Raw genomic sequence first — 16,929 nt, 5'->3', positions numbered from 1 at the left:
GTCAGACCTCGTTGAGCAGTTTGGCGGCGTCCAGCGCCGAGCGGCCGCGAGGGCCGTGGAAATATTCGTGAATCCACGCGTCATCGGTTTCCGAGACCACGTCGATGGGACCGGCCACCAGCACTTTCTTCTGTGCCAGCACCGCCACCCGGTCGGTGATGGTGTAGAGCGTGTCGAGGTCGTGGGTCACCAGAAACACGCTCAAGCCCAGCGCATCGCGCAGGGTCAGGATCAATTGATCGAACTGCGCCGCGCCAATCGGATCGAGGCCGGCGGTGGGTTCGTCGAGAAACAGGATGTCCGGGTCCAGCGCCAGCGCCCGGGCCAGTGCCGCACGCTTGATCATGCCGCCGGACAGCGACGATGGGTATTTGTCCGCCGCCGACAACGGCAACCCGGCCAGCGCCAGTTTCACCGCCGCCAGATGCTCGGCGTCTTCGCGGCTCAGGCCGGCGTGTTCGATCAGGGGCAGGGCGACGTTCTCGGTGACCGTCAGCGACGAAAACAGCGCGCCTTTCTGGAACAGCACACCGAACCGCCGTTCGACCAACGACCGCTCGTGCTCGGAAAGGCTCGGCAGGTTCTGACCGAACACTTTCACGTTGCCTTCGCTGGGCCGACGCAGACCGACGATGCTGCGCAGCAACACCGATTTGCCGCTGCCGGAACCACCGACCACGGCCAGGATCTCGCCTTTGTACAGGTCCAGGTCGAGGTTCTCGTGCACGCTCTGGCTGCCAAAGCGATTGCACAGGCCACGGACTTCGATCACCGCCTCGGACGGCATACGGGGTAGACGACTCACCAGCCCATCTCCATGAAAAACAGCGCGGCGACCGCATCGAGCACGATCACCACGAAGATCGATTGCACCACGCTGGAGGTGGTGTGGGCGCCGACCGATTCGGCGCTGCCGCTGACTTTGAAGCCTTCCAGACAGCCGATGGCGGCGATCAGGAAGGCGAAGATCGGAGCTTTGACCAGGCCAACCAGGAAATGTTGAATCCCTATGTCGCTTTGCAGCAGCGACAGGAACATCGCCGGCGAGATATCCAGCGACACCGCACAGACCACGGCGCCACCGATGATCCCGCAGATCATCGCCAGAAAGGTCAGCATCGGCAGCGCCACCAGCAAGGCCAGCACGCGCGGCACTACCAGCAGCTCCATGGGGTCGAGGCCGAGGGTGCGGATGGCGTCGATTTCCTCGTTGGCCTTCATTGAGCCGATCTGTGCGGTAAAGGCACTGGCGGTGCGGCCGGCCATCAGGATCGCCGTGAGCAACACGCCGAATTCGCGCAGAAAGGCGAATCCCACCAGATCCACGGTAAACACGCTGGCGCCGAAACTGGCCAGCACCGTCGCCCCGAGGAACGCCACCACCGCGCCGACCAGAAAGGTCAGCAGCGCCACGATGGGTGCGGCGTCGAGGCCGGTCTGTTCGATGTGCGCGATCATCGGCGTGATCCGCCAGCGCTTGGGCCGGAACAGGCTGCGGGCGATGGTTTCGAGGATCAGGCCGACGAAGCCGAGCAGTTGCAGGGTGTCTTGCCAGACCGTATCGACAGCCCGGCCGATACGCGTCAGCAGCTGCACGCTGACGCTGATTTCCGGTTCCTTGATCGGTACGCAGAAATCGGTCAGCGAGCGATACACGGTTTGCAGCAACGCGCGGTCGGCAGTGGAAATCGTGCAATCGGGGTGTTCGGCGGATTTGCCCAGGCGCTCGGAGCCGAGCAGCTCCACCAGCAGCGAGGCGCCAGCGGTATCGAGGGCGCCGAGGCCGTTGAGGTCGATGGGGGTGCTGGCGTCGTACTGACCGCGGAGCGTTTCGCTCAGGTGCTTGAGCTCGGCGTAATGAGCAAGCGTCCAGTCCCCGGTGACCCGCAGGCGGGCAGGGGTGATCGAGGTGTCCAGTCGGGCATTACCGGTCATCGAGCTGCTGGTCATAAGCTCCGTGCTTGTTCGGCTAAATTCGCGAACCTACGTAATAGCACGAACCGGATTACTTTTCTTTGGTCGGTGTGCTGTCCGTGACTTCGAAACGCAGAACGCCGATCACCTGGCCGTCTTCGGTCAGCACTCGCACCTGCCAGTCACCGACCGGGTTGCCAGGGAAAACCTGCTTATGGGTCCACGCCCGGTAGCCTTCCTTGCGCCCGCCATGGATGTCGAGGGCGATCCGGTCGACCTCTTTGCCGTTGAACTGCCACACGTGATAGATCCGCTCATCGAGCCCGCGTGGTGCGTTGATCGCGGTGTAGGCGTAGAGCCCGCCGCCACGGATCTGCTCGGCGCTGACTTGTTCGAGGCTGGCGCCGGGGGTGCGATCCTGCAACTGGGTGCTGATCGCCACGTCAGTCATCCACAGCGTTGCCGGCGGCACCCACGACCGCAGGACCCAACCGACGCCGCCGATACCGATGGTGATGCTGAGGATCGCCAGCGCGTTGCGCACCGTGCGGATCGGGAAGATCGATGCCAGGCTCGGGAACGACAGCACCACGGCTGTCCCCAGCGCCCATTTGAAGCTCTGCGACGTGGTCAGGTGCATGATCACCGGCAAGGCGGTGAGCAGGGCGGCGAACAGGGTCAGGGTGTGCAGCGCGAGGAACGCCCAGCGCCGGGGCGCCAGCCATTTGTAGTAGAGCGGGTCGACGATCGAGATCAGCGCGGCGATGCACAGCAGACCGGTGAACACCAGTTGGCCGCTGTTCCAGGTGGTGGTGATGAAGAAGAACGGCAGGACGAAAAACAGGCTTTCCTGGTGGATCATCTGCGTCGCGTAACGCAGCAGTGGCTGGGGAATTTCCCGTTTGAAGACCCGGGTGAACAGCTCGGTCAGGCTGTTTTCCAGCATCAGCCAGATCCAGCTCAGCAGCATGATCGTGGTGATCCAGCTCGCCAACCCCTGTTGCCGGTCGACCAGGATGAAACTGCCGACCCCGGAGATGAAACCACCGAGCGCAATGACCCCGGGGTAGCGCTTCATCAGTTCGAGAATGCGCTGGATCAGGAGGGTCAATTTGAGCATTTGGGCGGTTCACGACAGTCGAGGAAAAAAACCTCGACAGAGTACCGCCCGCCGGGCCCCGTGGCGAGGCTGCCGATCAGTAAAAGCCCACGGGATCACGGCTTGGCCGGGGGACGACGATGCAGCCGCCAGCCCAGCAGGACCAGCAGCAGAACACCCAGCCCACCCGCAACCAGCCACAACACCTCGTCATCACTGAGCAACGGCTTCTCGATCCGCAGGTATCCCGGCTGCAGCAGCAACTCGCGCATGGCCTTGTTCGCCGCTTCCAGCGTCACGCCTTGCAGTTCCAGGGCAGGGTCGGCGAATCGGCCGTCCTCGTAGTCGCCCAGGGCGCTCCAGTAATAGTCGGCCATGGCGCTGTTGCCCTGCACGGCCCAGGCCTGATGGGCGATAGCCGCCTGTTTGAGGCGATTGAAGGTGTCGGCGTCGAGGCCGTTTTTCAGCAGGTCGGCCTTGAGGTCTTCCAGCACCTGCTCGGCTTCGGCGATATCACCGCGATCCAGATCGGCATTCAGGCTCATGAAACCGACGCCGCCGAACACCTCGCGCTCGGCCCACGGCCCGTAGGACAGACCATGGTTCAGGCGCAGTTGGCGGTAGAGCGCCCACTCCAGGTACTCCTTGAGCAGGTCGAAGGTCTGGTCGTACTGATCGTCCAGCACCGGCTCCGGCACCAGCCAGTGCAGCTTGGCGCTGTTGCCGATGAAGCCGCGAGTGATTGTGCGCTCATGGGCGGCGCTGGCGCGGATGTCCGGCAAGGGTCGGTGTTCGCTCGGGTCGACCGCTTCCAGCGCGCCCCAAGCCCGTTCCAGATAGGCCGGCAGCAACTTGTCGAGGTCGCCGACGACGATCAGGGTCATGTTGTTCGGTGCATACCAGGCTTTGCGCACCTTCTCCAGTTGCGCGCGGGTCAGGCCGTCGACCTCGGCCCGTTGCGGACATTTCAGGCCCAGCTCGACCGCCAGTTGATTGCTCGCGGTGTGGCCCAGGTCCTGCCGGTCGAGAAAGCGTTGCAGACGGGTGTAATGCCCGCCGTCCTCGCGCTCGACCACACGTTTGGCGGCGTTGATCGCGTTGTCGTCGAAGCGGGTCTGGGTCAGCAGATCCAGCAGCAGGTCGAGGACCTTGCGCTGGTTTTTCGCCGGGGCTTCGATCACGAATGTGGTGTCGGCGTTGCTGGTGAAGGCGTTCCAGTCGCCACCGAGAGCCTGCATGCGCTCTTCGAGGCCACCTTCGCCAGTGGCGTCGATGCCGCTGAACAACAGGTGTTCGAGCAGGTGCGGCAGCTCTTTCTCATTGCAGTCGAAATCGTCGAGACCGACGCCCACCACCAGCCTGATCGCCACGTGCCCGCGTTCGGTGCCGGGCTTGAGCAGCAATTGCAGGCCGTTGGGCAGGGCATAGCCTTCGACCTGAAAGCGATCCAGGGCGAGGGCAGGCAGGGAACCGAGCAACAGACAAGCGAACAACAGGCAACGCATAACGAGCTTCCATACAGCTGAATTGGAGATCCGTGTTGTCAGTCCGGCCGTGAGGCTGAACCTTGAGTTACTGACTGACCACAGCCCCAGACGTTCAAGGCGAATGCGTGATGTCCGCCATATCGTCGGTCTCGAGCGCTCCGGTATCGGCGGTTTCCAGCACCGCGTAGGCGCTGCTGCAGAACAGCGAGTTCAAGCGTTTCATGTCGGCAATCAACTCCAGGTGCAGCGAACTGGTCTCGATACTTTGCACGATCTTGCGTTGCAAACGGCTGACATGCGCATGGGCCAGACGCCGCTCCTGCGCGCGAAAGCGGCGTTTCTCGCGCAGCAACTGGCGGGCGCTTTCCTTGTCACCGCTGAGGAACACCGACAGCCCCAGCCGCAGATTGGAGATCAACTGGCTGTGCAGCCCGGCCAGTTCTTCCAGCCCGTCCTCGGAAAACGAGCGGCGCTGGGAGGTCTTCTGCTGCTGCACCTTGCGCAGCATGCGTTCGATCAGGTCGCTGGCAAGTTTGAGGTTGATCGCCAGCTCGATGATTTCCGCCCAGCGCCGACTGTCCTGCTCGCCAAGATCTTCACGGGGCATTTGCGCCAGATACAGCTTGATCGCGCTGTACAGCGCTTCGACGTCATCGGTCAGCTTGCGCATTTCCATGGTGACGGCAGTCTGTTTGCCGCGCAGTACATCGAGGGTCGCGTCGAGCATGTTGTCGATCAGATCACCCATGCGCAGGGTTTCCCGGGCGGCGTTGGCCAGCGCCAGGCTCGGTGTGACCAGCGCTGTCGGGTCGAGATGACGTGGCTTGGCGGTGCCGTTGATTTCCGGCCGCTCCGGCAGCAGCCAGGCGCACAGCCGCGCCATGGGCGCGACGGTTGGCACCAGGATCAGGCAGCGCACGGTGTTGTAGAGCAGGTGGAAGCCGATGACCATTTCCTGCGGACTGAAATCCAGGCTGTCGATCCAGTGCACCAGTGGGTCGAGCACCGGAATGATCAGCAACAGGCCGATCAACTTGTACAACAGACTGCCCAGCGCCACTTGCCGGCCGGCGGCGTTCTGCATGCTGGTGCTCATGAACGCCAGCACGCCGCTGCCGATGTTGGCGCCAATCACCAGACCGATCGCCACCGGCAGGCTGATCACATTGGCGCCGGCCAGCGTCGCGGTCAGCAGCACGGCGGCGAGGCTTGAGTAGGAAATCATCGCGAACAACGCGCCGACCAGGGCGTCGAGCAGGATGTCGCCGGTCAGCGAAGCGAAGATCACCTTCACGCCTTTTGCGTGCGTGATCGGCCCGGCGGCCTCGACGATCAATTGCAGCGCCAGAATGATCAGCCCCAGCCCGATGGCCACGCGGCCCATCTGCCCGAGCCGCGTCTGTTTGCGCGACAGAAAGAAAATCACCCCGAGGAAAATCAGCAGCGGCGACAGCCATGACAGATCGAACGTCAGCACCCGCGCCATCAGCGCCGTACCGACGTCGGCCCCGAGCATGGTCACCAGGGCCGGGGTCAACGCCATCAGGCCCTGGCCGACGAAGGAGGTCACGAGCATGGCGGTGGCGTTGCTGCTCTGCACCATCGCGGTCACGAGGATACCGGCGATGAAGGCCAGCCAGCGCCTGGACATGTTCTGGCCGATCACATGGCGCAGATTGGTGCCGTACACCCGCAGGATGCCGGTTCGAACGATGTGCGTGCCCCAGATCAGCAGGGCCACGGCAGAAAGCAAATTGAGCAGGGTGAGCATGCAGACCCCCTGTAGTTGCAGCGCCCCAAAGGGGCAAGTTGACGATACCGCGCAGTTTCTACGTGTTGTTCTTAAGCTGTAGTTGGCTAACGGTCCGGGCGCCAGCATTGCACAGCTAAAGTGCGGATTGAAACAAAAGCGTCATGAAAACAGCTTCATGCGGCCATGAAAAAAGGGCCCGAAGGCCCTTTGATCTTTTGCGCAGCGTTCGGGTTACTGACCCGGGATATCCTTGCGCAGTTTCACCGGATCCTGCTGTTGTTTCTTCTTGGCCATCGCGCCGCGCAGCTTGATGTTGATCGCTTCGACCGCCAGCGAGAACGCCATGGCGAAGTAGACGTAGCCCTTCGGTACATGCACGTCGAACGCTTCGGCGATCAGCACGGTGCCGACCACCAGCAGGAACGACAGCGCGAGCATTTTCAGCGACGGGTGCTTGTCGATGAACTCGCTGATCTTGCCCGAGGCCAGCATCATCACCAGCACCGCCACGATGATTGCCGCGACCATGACCGGCACATGGGACACCATGCCGACAGCGGTGATCACCGAGTCCAGCGAGAACACGATGTCGATGATCGCGATCTGGATGATGGTGTAGAGGAAGTTACCGCCCTTGCCGCCAGGCGTGTCGTCGCTTTCGTCTTCACCTTCCAGCGCGTGGTACATCTCCTGGGAGCTTTTCCACAGCAGGAACAGGCCACCGAAGAACAGGATCAGGTCACGTCCGGAAATGCCCTGGCCGAACACCACGAACAGGTCGGCGGTCAGGCGCATGACCCAGGTGATCGACAGCAGCAACAGGATCCGCGTGATCATGGCCAGGCCAAGACCGAAGATCCGGGTGCGCTGCTGCATGTGTTTGGGCATGCGGCTGACCAGGATCGAAATCATGATGATGTTATCGATGCCCAGAACGATTTCCAGGGCGGTCAGGGTAAAGAAGGCAACCCAGATCTCAGGGTTGGTCAGCCATTCCATGTGTATTCCTTTGAGCGTGTGTTAAACCAAGACGCCAGCAGACAGCTGGCGTTTGGTTGAGTTGATGCCGTTACAAAGTGCTGAACAGCGGGAAAGTCCCCAACAGCAAGGCTGCGACCAGTATGCACAGGCAAACCAGCACTGCCCACTTCAGGGTGAAACGTTGGTGATCGCCGAACTCGATCCCGGCCAGTGCGACCAGCAGATACGTCGACGGCACCAGTGGGCTCAGCAGGTGAACCGGCTGGCCGACAATCGAGGCACGGGCCATTTCCACCGCAGTGATGCCGTAATGGCTGGCCGCTTCGGACAACACCGGCAACACGCCGTAGTAGAACGCGTCGTTCGACATGAAGAACGTGAACGGCATGCTCACCAGCGCCGTGATCACCGCCAGGTACGGGCCGAGGAAATCAGGGATCACCGCCAGCAGGCTTTTCGACATGGCATCGACCATGCCGGTGCCCGACAGGATACCGGTGAAGATGCCCGCCGCGAAGATCAGACTGACCACCGACAGCACGCTGCCGGCGTGAGCCGCGACGCGGTCTTTCTGCTGTTGCAGGCAAGGGTAGTTGACGATCATTGCAATACTGAACGCCACCATGAACAGCACAGGCAGCGGCAGCAGGCCGGCGATCAGAGTGCACATCAGCGCCAGGGTCAGCAGGCCGTTGAACCAGATCAGCTTCGGACGACGGGCATCCGGGAATTGCGACACGCTGATTTCGCTGTGATCGATTTCGTCGCCGATCAGGTGCAGTTCACCCAGACGCGCACGTTCACGTTTGCCGTAGAAGTAGGCAATGATCAGGATCGCCACCACACCGGCAGCCATCGCCGGGATCATTGGCACGAAGATGTCCGACGGGTCCACGTGCAGCGCACTGGCGGCACGGGCGGTCGGGCCGCCCCAGGGGGTCATGTTCATCACGCCGCCGGCGAGGATGATCAGACCGGCCATGATCCGCGGGCTCATGCCGATGCGGCTGTAGAGCGGCAGCATGGCGGCCACGCAGATCATGTAAGTGGTCGCGCCGTCACCATCGAGGGAAACGACGAGCGCCAGTACGGCGGTGCCGACCGAAACTTTCAGCGGGTCGCCCTTGACCAGTTTGAGGATCTTGCGCACGGCCGGGTCGAACAGGCCGGAGTCGATCATCAGGGCGAAATACAGAATGGCGAACATCAGCATCACGCCGGTCGGCGCAAGCTTGGTAATACCTTCGAGCATCATCGGGCCGATCTTCGGCGCGAAACCACCGAACAGGGCGAACAGGATCGGGATGATGATCAGAGCGATCAGCGCAGACAGGCGCTTGGTCATGATCAGGAACATGAACGTGATGACCATGGCAAAGCCAAGGAAAGTCAGCATGGGAATACTCCAGGCGTAGCGCGGCTAGGTAAGTGAGCGGATCGGGCGAGATCAGCGCAGAACGGGAAGCACGAGACGTACGGGCGGAGTTGGAGCGAGGAGGCGGGTAACAGAGGACATCAGAATCACCATTGTTGTTGTTAATTGGGCCTGACGTGCGAGCAATCACACACGTTGGCCAACCGGTCTGTTGCCGGTAGTGGCGGCGATCCTAATCGGGGAACCTTTCAGCTACCTTTCGCCGCTGAAAGCTTTGGGCGAATGGTCAACCGGCCGTCGGATACGACTAGAGTCAATGAACACGGGAACGGGAGGGCGAGACGATGAGTGAATTGCACAGCGGCGGCTGCCATTGCGGACATATCCGCTATCAGTTCAGCGGAGCGCTGCAGGACATCGCCCACTGTCATTGCTCGATTTGCCGGCGGGTCAGCGGTGGCATCGTCACCACCTGGATCACGCTGCCGGCGGCGAACTTCCAGTGGCTGGCCGGGACACCTTCGCGCTACGACTCCTCGACGAGTTGCGCACGGTTCTTCTGCCCGAATTGCGGCGCACAACTGGCGCTGGTGACGTTGCTCAGCCCCGAGAGCATCGATCTGACGATCGCCACCCTGGATCACCCGGAACAAGCCGCCGCCGAGCGGCACATCTGGACTGACAGCCAGTTGCCGTGGCTGCATCTGGACGAGCATTTACCTGGCGAGCCTGAAGAAACCATCTGATTAAAAAATAGACAGATCCAGCGGCCGCATCGCGCCCATCCAGATCGCATACTCGGTGTGATCGAGCAAGTCATCGCCGGTGTCCGGGTGCAGAAACACCACCAATCCCTTGCGATTGAGCGCCAGCCACGGCAGCACGTCGCCGATCAGCTCCGGGCCGAAGGCCAGTTGGCAGCTCCAGTCCGGGTGCGGGCCGACCGGGCGTTCATGCACACGGCCCATCTTCAATGGAAACAACGCCGCCGCCTGCTCACACAGCGCCCGCGCCTGTTCGATCGTGCTGGCGTCGTAATAAACGTGGGCGTGATAACCCTTGATCGTCTGCATCGCAAACCCTCTGAATCGGTTCGAACCCTCGTATGTCACACGCCCTACAAGGGAAAACAAAGGGACCTCAGCCATGAAAAATGCCGAAACCCCAGTGGTGAAAGTGGTGCTCTATGGTGCCATGAGTAGCCTGGGCAGTGCGTTGATGGCTGAACGTGCTGGGCGAACACGTGAGCTTTGTTGCAGCGTCGGACGCCTGATCACACCGCGATCGAAGGCAACCCCATTCCCGTCAGCGACTGCGCGCTGCTGGCCTGCTCGGCCATCAACCAATCGACAAACTGCTGAATCAATGCCCCTCGGCGTTTGCGCTGCGGCAGCACCACGTAATAACCGAGGCGGGAGAGAGTGGTCTCGGCAATCGGCCGGCACAACAAACCTTGCGCCAGCAAGTTATCCACAAGGTGCCGCCAGCCGATGGCCACACCCTGACCGCCAATCGCCGCCTGGATCAGCAAGGTGTAGTTATCGAAACGCAGTTGCCCCGGCGCCGGCGGCGTATTGATGCCGAGCTCGCGGAACAGGCCGCTCCAGTCGAACCAGTTGCTGCTGTTCTCGCCACGCAGATGCAGCAGCGGAAACTCCAGCAAGGCCTGGGCCGGCAAGGGCCGGGCGCGATCCTTGAGCAATTGCGGGCTGCATACCGGGAACACTTCTTCGCTGAACAGCCAGTGACTTTCGCCCTGTTTGAAGCGACCGTCGCCGAACAGCACGGCAACGTCGATATCCGGGCGCAGCATATTGTGATTGCGCTCGCTGGTGACCAGGCTGACATCGACCTGCGGATTGGCTTCGTGAAAACGATGCAGACGCGGCATCAGCCAGTACGCAGCGAAGGCGAAATCGGTGGCGACCTGCAGCACTTCATGTTGCTGTTGTGCGCTGATCGCGCTCAATCCTGCGTCGATATTCTGCAAACCGAGAGTGACTTGCTCGAAAAGAATTGAACCGACCTCGGTCAGCTCAATGCCTCGGTAGATCCGGTCGAACAGCCGCGTCCCGAGCTGTTCCTCCAGCCGTTTGATTTGCTGACTGATGGCCGGTTGGGTGGTCCCGAGCTCCACCGCCGCCGCAGTAAAACTGCGATGACGGGCCGCCGCCTCGAAGGCGCGCAGCAGGTCGAGCGACAAATCACCGAGGGCGTCATACATAAGCTGTGCTTATCCTAGTCATTGTCCGGCGCGGGCTTTACCGGATATTGCGGGGAATCCATGCTCGATCGCAGCAATGTCGCATAAATATTCACTATGGAATGCCGCGATCACATGAAGCGCAAGAACATTCTCTTCATCATGGCCGATCAAATGGCCGCGCCAATGTTGCCGTTCTACGGCCCGTCGCCGATCAAACTGCCGAACCTCAGCCGCCTCGCCGAACAAGGCGTGGTGTTCGATGCCGCGTACTGCAATAGCCCGCTGTGTGCGCCGTCGCGTTTCACCCTGGTCAGCGGCCAATTGCCGAGCAAGATCGGCGCCTACGACAACGCCGCCGATTTCCCCGCCGACATTCCGACCTACGCCCATTATCTCCGCCGCCTCGGTTACCGCACCGCGCTGTCGGGCAAGATGCACTTCTGCGGGCCGGATCAACTGCACGGCTACGAAGAACGCCTGACCAGCGACATCTATCCGGCCGATTACGGCTGGGCGGTGAACTGGGACGAGCCGGACGTGCGGCCGAGTTGGTATCACAACATGTCTTCGGTGTTGCAGGCCGGACCCTGCGTACGCACCAACCAGCTCGATTTCGACGAAGAGGTGGTGTTCAAGGCGCAGCAATACCTGTTCGATCACATTCGCGAGGACGGCGACCAGCCGTTCTGCCTGACCGTGTCGATGACTCACCCACACGACCCGTACACAATTCCCAAGGCGTTCTGGGATTTGTACGACGATGCGGATATCCCGCTTCCGACAACGCCGGATCCGCATGCACTCGACCCGCACTCCCAGCGTTTGCTCAAGGTCTACGACCTGTGGGACAAACCGCTGCCTGTGGATAAGATTCGCGATGCCCGTCGGGCGTATTTCGGTGCGTGCAGCTATATCGACGCCAACGTCGGCAAACTCCTGCAAACCCTCGACGATTGCGGGCTGACGGACGACACCATCATCGTGTTCTCCGGCGACCATGGCGACATGCTCGGCGAGCGTGGGCTCTGGTACAAAATGCACTGGTTCGAAATGGCCGCCCGGGTGCCCCTGTTGATAAGTGCGCCCGGTCAGTTCACTTCGGGCCGCGTCAGCGCCGCCGTGTCCACCGCCGACCTGTTGCCGACCTTCGTGGAACTGGCGGGCGGCAGCCTGGAGCCGAACCTGCCGCTGGACGGCCGCTCGCTGGTGTCGCACCTGCAAGGGCAGGGCGGTCATGACGAAGTGTTCGGCGAATACATGGCCGAAGGCACCGTCAGCCCGCTGATGATGATCCGGCGTGGCACCTTCAAATTTATCTACAGCGAAACCGACCCTTGCCTACTCTTCGATGTGGATAACGACCCACGGGAGCAAGAAGAACTCAGCCAATCACCGCAACATCGCCAGCTGTTCGACGATTTTCTCGCCGAAGCGCGGGCCAAGTGGGACATCCCGGCGATCCACCGCGATGTGCTCGAAAGCCAGCGACGCCGGCGTTTCGTCGCCGAGGCGCTGACCCTCGGCAAGCTGAAGAGCTGGGACCACCAGCCCCTGGTGGACGCCAGTCAGCAGTACATGCGCAACCACATCGACCTCGATGACCTGGAGCGCAAAGCCCGTTATCCACAACCCTGCCAAAACCAATAACGTTAAGGGGAAGTCCATGGTCAAGTTATCCACAATCGTGACGGTCAGCCTGGTGGCACTGGGCAGCGCATCCGCGTTCGCCGAGAGCTGCGACACAGTGAAAATGGCCGACCCCGGCTGGAGCGACATCGCCGCGACCAACGCCATCACCGGGTTTCTGCTGGATGGCATGGGCTATAAGGCCAAGGTCGACACGCTCGCGGTGCCGATCACCTTCGGCGGCTTGAAGGATGGCCAGGTCGACGTGTTCCTCGGCAACTGGATGCCGGCGCAGCAGGGCTTCTACGACAAGTTCGTGGCCACCGGCGACGTCACGCAACTGGCGAAGAACCTCGACGGCACCGAATTCACCCTGGCCGTGCCGGATTACGTGTGGGATGCGGGTGTGCATAACTTTTCCGACCTGAACAAATTCGCGGACAAGTTCGATAAGAAGATCTACGGCATCGGCTCTGGCGCGCCGGCGAACATCTCGCTGCAAGAGATCATCAAGAAGAACGACTTCGACCTCGGCCAGTGGAAGCTGATCGAGTCCAGCGAACAGGCGATGCTGGCCGAAGTCTCGCGGGCAGTGAAAAAGCAGAAATTCGTCACCTTCCTCGGCTGGACCCCGCACCCGATGAACGTGCAGCTGAAAATGCATTACCTCAAGGGCGGCGAGAAATACTTCGGCGACACCGGCAGCGTCTACACCCTGACCCGCAAGGGCTACGCCGAGGCCTGCCCGAATGTGGGTAAATTGCTGACCAATCTTTCGTTCACTCAGGAGATGGAGAACAGCATCATGGCCGAGGTGGTGAACAAGAAGGTCAGCAATGCGGAGGCGGTGAAGGCGTGGATCAAGGCGAATCCGGCGGTGTTGGATAAGTGGCTCGATGGTGTGAAAACCGTGGATGGAAAAGACGCATTGCCGGCCGTCAAGGCGAAACTCTAGCCCTCACACGGGTCGTTCCCACACAGGCGCGTTCGACGTCTCGACGTGGGAACGATCTGCGTACAATGCGCAAAATTTCACCCGAGAGGATCCATGGCCCTCCCCAGCCGCCGCTCACTGTTTCCCTTCCTGACCTGGCTGCCCCGGCAGACCCGCGCCAGCGTCGGGCGGGACCTGGTTGTCGGACTCAGCGGCGCGATTCTCGCGTTGCCCCAATCGATTGCCTACGCCCTGATCGCCGGCCTCCCACCCGAATACGGCCTCTATGCTGCGATCATCCCGGTACTGATCGCCTGCCTGTGGGGCTCGTCGTGGCACCTGATCTGCGGGCCGACGGCGGCGATTTCGATTGTGCTGTTCGCCAGTGTCAGCCCACTGGCCGTGCCGGCATCGCAGGACTACATCACCCTGATTCTGCTGCTGACGTTCCTCGCGGGGATTTTCCAGTGGTTGCTCGGCCTGTTGCGCTTCGGCGCGCTGGTGAATTTCGTCTCGCACTCGGTGGTGCTGGGCTTCACCCTCGGGGCGGCGGTGGTGATTGCCATCGGCCAGTTGCCGAACCTGCTGGGGCTGGATCTGCCGGCCAAGGCGACGGCGCTGGCCAGCCTGATGGACTTGCTGCGTCATCTCGGGGCTGTGGATAAACCGTCGCTGGCCCTCGGTGTCGCCACAGTAGTGATCGGTGCGCTGCTCAAACAATGGCTGCCGCGTTGGCCGACGCTGTTGATGACCCTGGTACTCGGCAGCCTGGTGGTGTGGCTGTGGCCGGCGATGTTCGGCCATGTTCAGTTGGTCAGCGCTTTTGTCGGGCGCTTGCCGCCGTTCAGTGGATTACCGCTGGATATGGATCTGGTTCTGCGCCTGCTGCCCAGCGCCGTGGCGGTGGGCATGCTCGGGCTGGTCACCAGCCTGTCGATTGCCCGCTCGATTGCCGCACGCTCGCAACAGTTGCTGGATGCCAATCAGGAAGTCCGTGCACAGGGGCTTTCGAACATTGTCGGGGCGTTTTTTTCGGGATCGTTGTCCGCCGGTTCGTTCACCCGTTCCGGGCTGAGCTATGAGGCCGGGGCCTGTTCGCCGCTGGCCGGAGTGTTTTCGGCGTTGTGGGTGGCGCTGTTCGCGATTTTCGGTGCGGGGTTGATTGCGCACATTCCGATTCCGGCCATGGCCGGCAGCATTCTGTTGATCGCCTGGGGGCTGGTGGATCATCGCGGCATTCGTGCATTGCTGCGGGTCAGCCGGGCCGAGTTCGTGGTGATGGGGCTGACCTGCGTCGCCACGTTGCTGCTGGAATTGCAGACGGCGATTTACGCCGGTGTGCTGGCCTCGCTGTTTTTCTACCTCAAGCGCACTTCGCAGCCGAGAGTGCAGCATTGGCGCGATGGCGAAGATGATGTGCTGCGGGTCGGCGGCTCGATCTTTTTCGGCGCCAGCCACTACCTGCAAGTGCGCCTGCAACGGATGCACGGCGCGCGGGTGGTGATCGAGGCGCAGCAGATCAACTTCATCGACTATTCAGGTGTGGAAATGCTCCATCAGGAAGCCCGGCGCCTGCTGCGCCAGGATCGCAGCCTGACCTTGCGTCAGGCGCGACCGCAGGTGGTGGAGGAATTGCGCAAACTCGAAGGGCCGGAGAAATGCCCGATCCGCTTCGAGGACTGAAGGCGCCTTACAGCGCCAACTGCCGACGCAATTCAGCCAGAACCGGCGTCGTATCCGGACGAACGCCGCGCCACAGGAAGAAGGCTTCCGCCGCCTGTTCCGCCAGCATGCCCAAGCCATCCATCACCACACCCGCACCATGCTCGCTGGCCCAGCGGCAGAACGCGGTCGGTTCCTTGCCGTACATCATGTCGTAGCAAAGGGTCTTGCCCGGCTCGATCAGGCTCGCGGCAATCGGCGGCACGTCGCCGGTGAGGCTGGCGGAGGTGGCGTTGATGATCACGTCCACCGGCTCACGCAACCAGTCGAAACCACTGGCCGAGACAGGCCCCAGGTCGCAGAACAGTTCGGCCAGCAGCTCAGCCTTGTCCACCGTGCGGTTGGCGATGATCACCGAGGCCGGTTTCTCCGCCAGCAACGGCTCTAGTGCACCGCGCACCGCGCCACCGGCGCCGAGCAGCAAAATGCGTTTGCCGGTGAGGCTGAACCCGGCGTTGACCGTCAGGTCCCGCACCAGCCCGGCACCGTCGGTGTTATCGCCGAGCAGGCTGCCGTCGGCGAGTTTGCTCAAGGTGTTCACCGCGCCCGCGCGCTGGGCACGGGCGGTCAGGCTGTTGGCCAGGCGATAGGCGTCTTCCTTGAACGGCACGGTCACGTTGGCGCCGCGACCTTCCTGGAAAAACGCCGTGGCGCAGCCAGAAAAATCGTCGAGCGGTGCCAGAAGGGTGCTGTAGTCGAGGCTCTGCCCGGTCTGTTCGGCGAACAGCTTGTGAATCATCGGCGATTTGCTGTGGCCGATCGGGTTACCGAAAACGACATAACGATCCATCAGAAATCCTCAGGCCTGGGCCAACCAGTCGCGATCTTGCAGGAAGTAGTCGGTCAGCCGCGCTTCTTCGCTGCCCGGCTCGGCTTTCCAGTCGTAGGCCCAGCGCACTTGCGGCGGCAGCGACATCAGGATCGACTCGGTGCGCCCGCCCGATTGCAGGCCGAACAGGGTGCCACGGTCGTAAACCAGGTTGAACTCGACGTAGCGGCCGCGACGGAATTCCTGGAACTCGCGCTGCTTGGCGGTGAAAGCATCGTTCTTGCGGCGCTGCACGATCGGCAGGTAAGCGTCGATGTACGCATCACCGATGGCGCGCATGAAGGCGAAACTGGTGTCGAAGTCCCACTCGTTCAGGTCATCGAAGAACAGACCGCCGATGCCCCGTGGTTCGTGGCGGTGCTTGATGTGGAAATAGGTGTCGCACCAGGCCTTGTAGCGCGGATAGACGTCCGGGCCGAACGGCGCGCAGGCCTGCTCGGCGACGCGGTGCCAGTGGATGCAGTCTTCTTCATTGCCGTAGTACGGCGTCAGGTCGAAACCGCCACCGAACCACCAGACCGGCTCTTCACCGTCCTTCTCGGCGATGAAAAAGCGCACGTTGGCGTGGGACGTCGGCACATGCGGGTTGTGCGGGTGGATCACCAGCGACACGCCGAGGGCTTCGAAACCGCGGCCGGCCAGTTCTGGTCGATGGGCGCTGGCGGACGGTGGCAGGCCACTGCCGAAGACGTGGGAAAAGTTGACGCCGCCCTTTTCGATGACCGTGCCGTTCTCGATCACCCGGGTGCGACCGCCACCGCCGGCCGGACGGTTCCAGGCGTCTTCGACGAAGCGCGTGCCGCTGTCTTCAGTTTCCAGCGCGGCGCAGATGCGGTCTTGCAGGTCGAGCAGATAGGCCTTTACGGCGTCGGTGCGGGTCGTCATGGCATCACCTTGGATCGGGGCGTAACTGCGCGGCGCCCCGCGCAAATGGGCGCGTAGCATACCATCGCAGGCCGGCACGCCGCAGTTGACGAAGATCAAGCATGGGAGTTCGATAGGG

General features: G+C 62.0%; 15 protein-coding genes and 1 pseudogene. 5 read left to right on the top strand and 11 right to left on the bottom strand.

Annotation, left to right across the window (positions count from 1 at the left end; genetic code table 11):
- Position 1: 1 nt before the first annotated feature.
- From AC07VV_RS11485 to AC07VV_RS11455, 7 genes are all read right to left on the bottom strand, one after another.
- On the bottom strand, positions 2-787 hold the full coding sequence (locus AC07VV_RS11485) for an ABC transporter ATP-binding protein (protein WP_173861375.1): 786 nt from the start codon (positions 785-787) through the stop codon (positions 2-4).
- 14 nt (positions 788-801) lie between these two features.
- Entirely contained in the window at positions 802-1,950 is a 1,149-nt protein-coding gene (locus AC07VV_RS11480; RefSeq protein WP_096822408.1) for an ABC transporter permease, read from the bottom strand.
- 55 nt (positions 1,951-2,005) lie between these two features.
- Positions 2,006-3,034: a DUF5924 family protein gene (locus AC07VV_RS11475; RefSeq protein WP_096822407.1), complete on the bottom strand. Its 1,029-nt coding sequence runs from the start codon at positions 3,032-3,034 to the stop codon at positions 2,006-2,008.
- A 95-nt stretch (positions 3,035-3,129) separates the two neighbouring features.
- Entirely contained in the window at positions 3,130-4,518 is a 1,389-nt protein-coding gene (locus AC07VV_RS11470) for a M16 family metallopeptidase (protein WP_495036283.1), read from the bottom strand.
- 94 nt (positions 4,519-4,612) lie between these two features.
- On the bottom strand, positions 4,613-6,271 hold the full coding sequence (locus AC07VV_RS11465; protein WP_495036282.1) for a Na/Pi cotransporter family protein: 1,659 nt from the start codon (positions 6,269-6,271) through the stop codon (positions 4,613-4,615).
- A gap of 213 nt (positions 6,272-6,484) precedes the next feature.
- Complete coding sequence (locus tag AC07VV_RS11460; RefSeq protein WP_096822404.1) at positions 6,485-7,252, bottom strand: TerC family protein; 768 nt, start codon at positions 7,250-7,252, stop codon at positions 6,485-6,487.
- Between the two features lie 70 nt (positions 7,253-7,322).
- Positions 7,323-8,630, bottom strand: coding sequence for a CitMHS family transporter (locus AC07VV_RS11455; RefSeq protein ID WP_096822403.1), 1,308 nt, complete (start codon positions 8,628-8,630; stop codon positions 7,323-7,325).
- Positions 8,631-8,953: 323 nt separating this feature from the next.
- Between AC07VV_RS11455 and AC07VV_RS11450 the strand changes: the two genes are divergently transcribed.
- The gene (locus AC07VV_RS11450; RefSeq protein ID WP_495036281.1) at positions 8,954-9,355 is read left to right on the top strand and encodes a GFA family protein; all 402 of its coding nucleotides are present in this window, start codon (positions 8,954-8,956) and stop codon (positions 9,353-9,355) included.
- On the opposite strand, the gene AC07VV_RS11445 is transcribed toward AC07VV_RS11450, so the two are convergent.
- Complete coding sequence (locus AC07VV_RS11445; RefSeq protein WP_495036280.1) at positions 9,356-9,682, bottom strand: DOPA 4,5-dioxygenase family protein; 327 nt, start codon at positions 9,680-9,682, stop codon at positions 9,356-9,358. It lies immediately after the preceding gene.
- A gap of 73 nt (positions 9,683-9,755) precedes the next feature.
- Here AC07VV_RS11445 and AC07VV_RS11440 point away from each other — a divergent pair.
- Positions 9,756-9,860: pseudogene (locus AC07VV_RS11440) on the top strand (NADH-flavin reductase); the annotation flags it as partial.
- Positions 9,861-9,882: 22 nt separating this feature from the next.
- On the opposite strand, the gene AC07VV_RS11435 reads toward AC07VV_RS11440, so the two are convergent.
- On the bottom strand, positions 9,883-10,833 hold the full coding sequence (locus AC07VV_RS11435; RefSeq protein ID WP_495036279.1) for a choline sulfate utilization transcriptional regulator: 951 nt from the start codon (positions 10,831-10,833) through the stop codon (positions 9,883-9,885).
- Between the two features lie 114 nt (positions 10,834-10,947).
- On the opposite strand from AC07VV_RS11435, the gene betC reads away from it, so the two are divergent.
- From betC to AC07VV_RS11420, 3 genes are all read left to right on the top strand, one after another.
- A complete protein-coding gene (gene betC, locus AC07VV_RS11430) occupies positions 10,948-12,462 on the top strand; it encodes a choline-sulfatase (RefSeq protein WP_495036278.1) in 1,515 nt (504 codons plus the stop codon).
- A 16-nt stretch (positions 12,463-12,478) separates the two neighbouring features.
- The gene (choX, locus tag AC07VV_RS11425; protein WP_495036277.1) at positions 12,479-13,396 is read left to right on the top strand and encodes a choline ABC transporter substrate-binding protein; all 918 of its coding nucleotides are present in this window, start codon (positions 12,479-12,481) and stop codon (positions 13,394-13,396) included.
- 93 nt (positions 13,397-13,489) lie between these two features.
- Positions 13,490-15,058 carry a SulP family inorganic anion transporter gene (locus tag AC07VV_RS11420; protein WP_096822397.1) on the top strand — a complete coding sequence of 523 codons (1,569 nt, stop codon included), beginning with the start codon at positions 13,490-13,492 and terminating at the stop codon, positions 15,056-15,058.
- A gap of 7 nt (positions 15,059-15,065) precedes the next feature.
- On the opposite strand, the gene aroE is transcribed toward AC07VV_RS11420, so the two are convergent.
- Together aroE and hemF are read right to left on the bottom strand one after the other, a co-directional pair.
- Positions 15,066-15,887: a shikimate dehydrogenase gene (gene aroE / locus AC07VV_RS11415; RefSeq protein ID WP_495036276.1), complete on the bottom strand. Its 822-nt coding sequence runs from the start codon at positions 15,885-15,887 to the stop codon at positions 15,066-15,068.
- A 9-nt stretch (positions 15,888-15,896) separates the two neighbouring features.
- A complete protein-coding gene (gene hemF, locus AC07VV_RS11410; RefSeq protein ID WP_495036275.1) occupies positions 15,897-16,811 on the bottom strand; it encodes an oxygen-dependent coproporphyrinogen oxidase in 915 nt (304 codons plus the stop codon).
- Positions 16,812-16,929: the final 118 nt, after the last annotated feature.

The organism is Pseudomonas sp. GW821-FHT02C04, from assembly GCF_059421845.1.
This window is presented reverse-complemented; position numbering and strand designations above follow the sequence as displayed.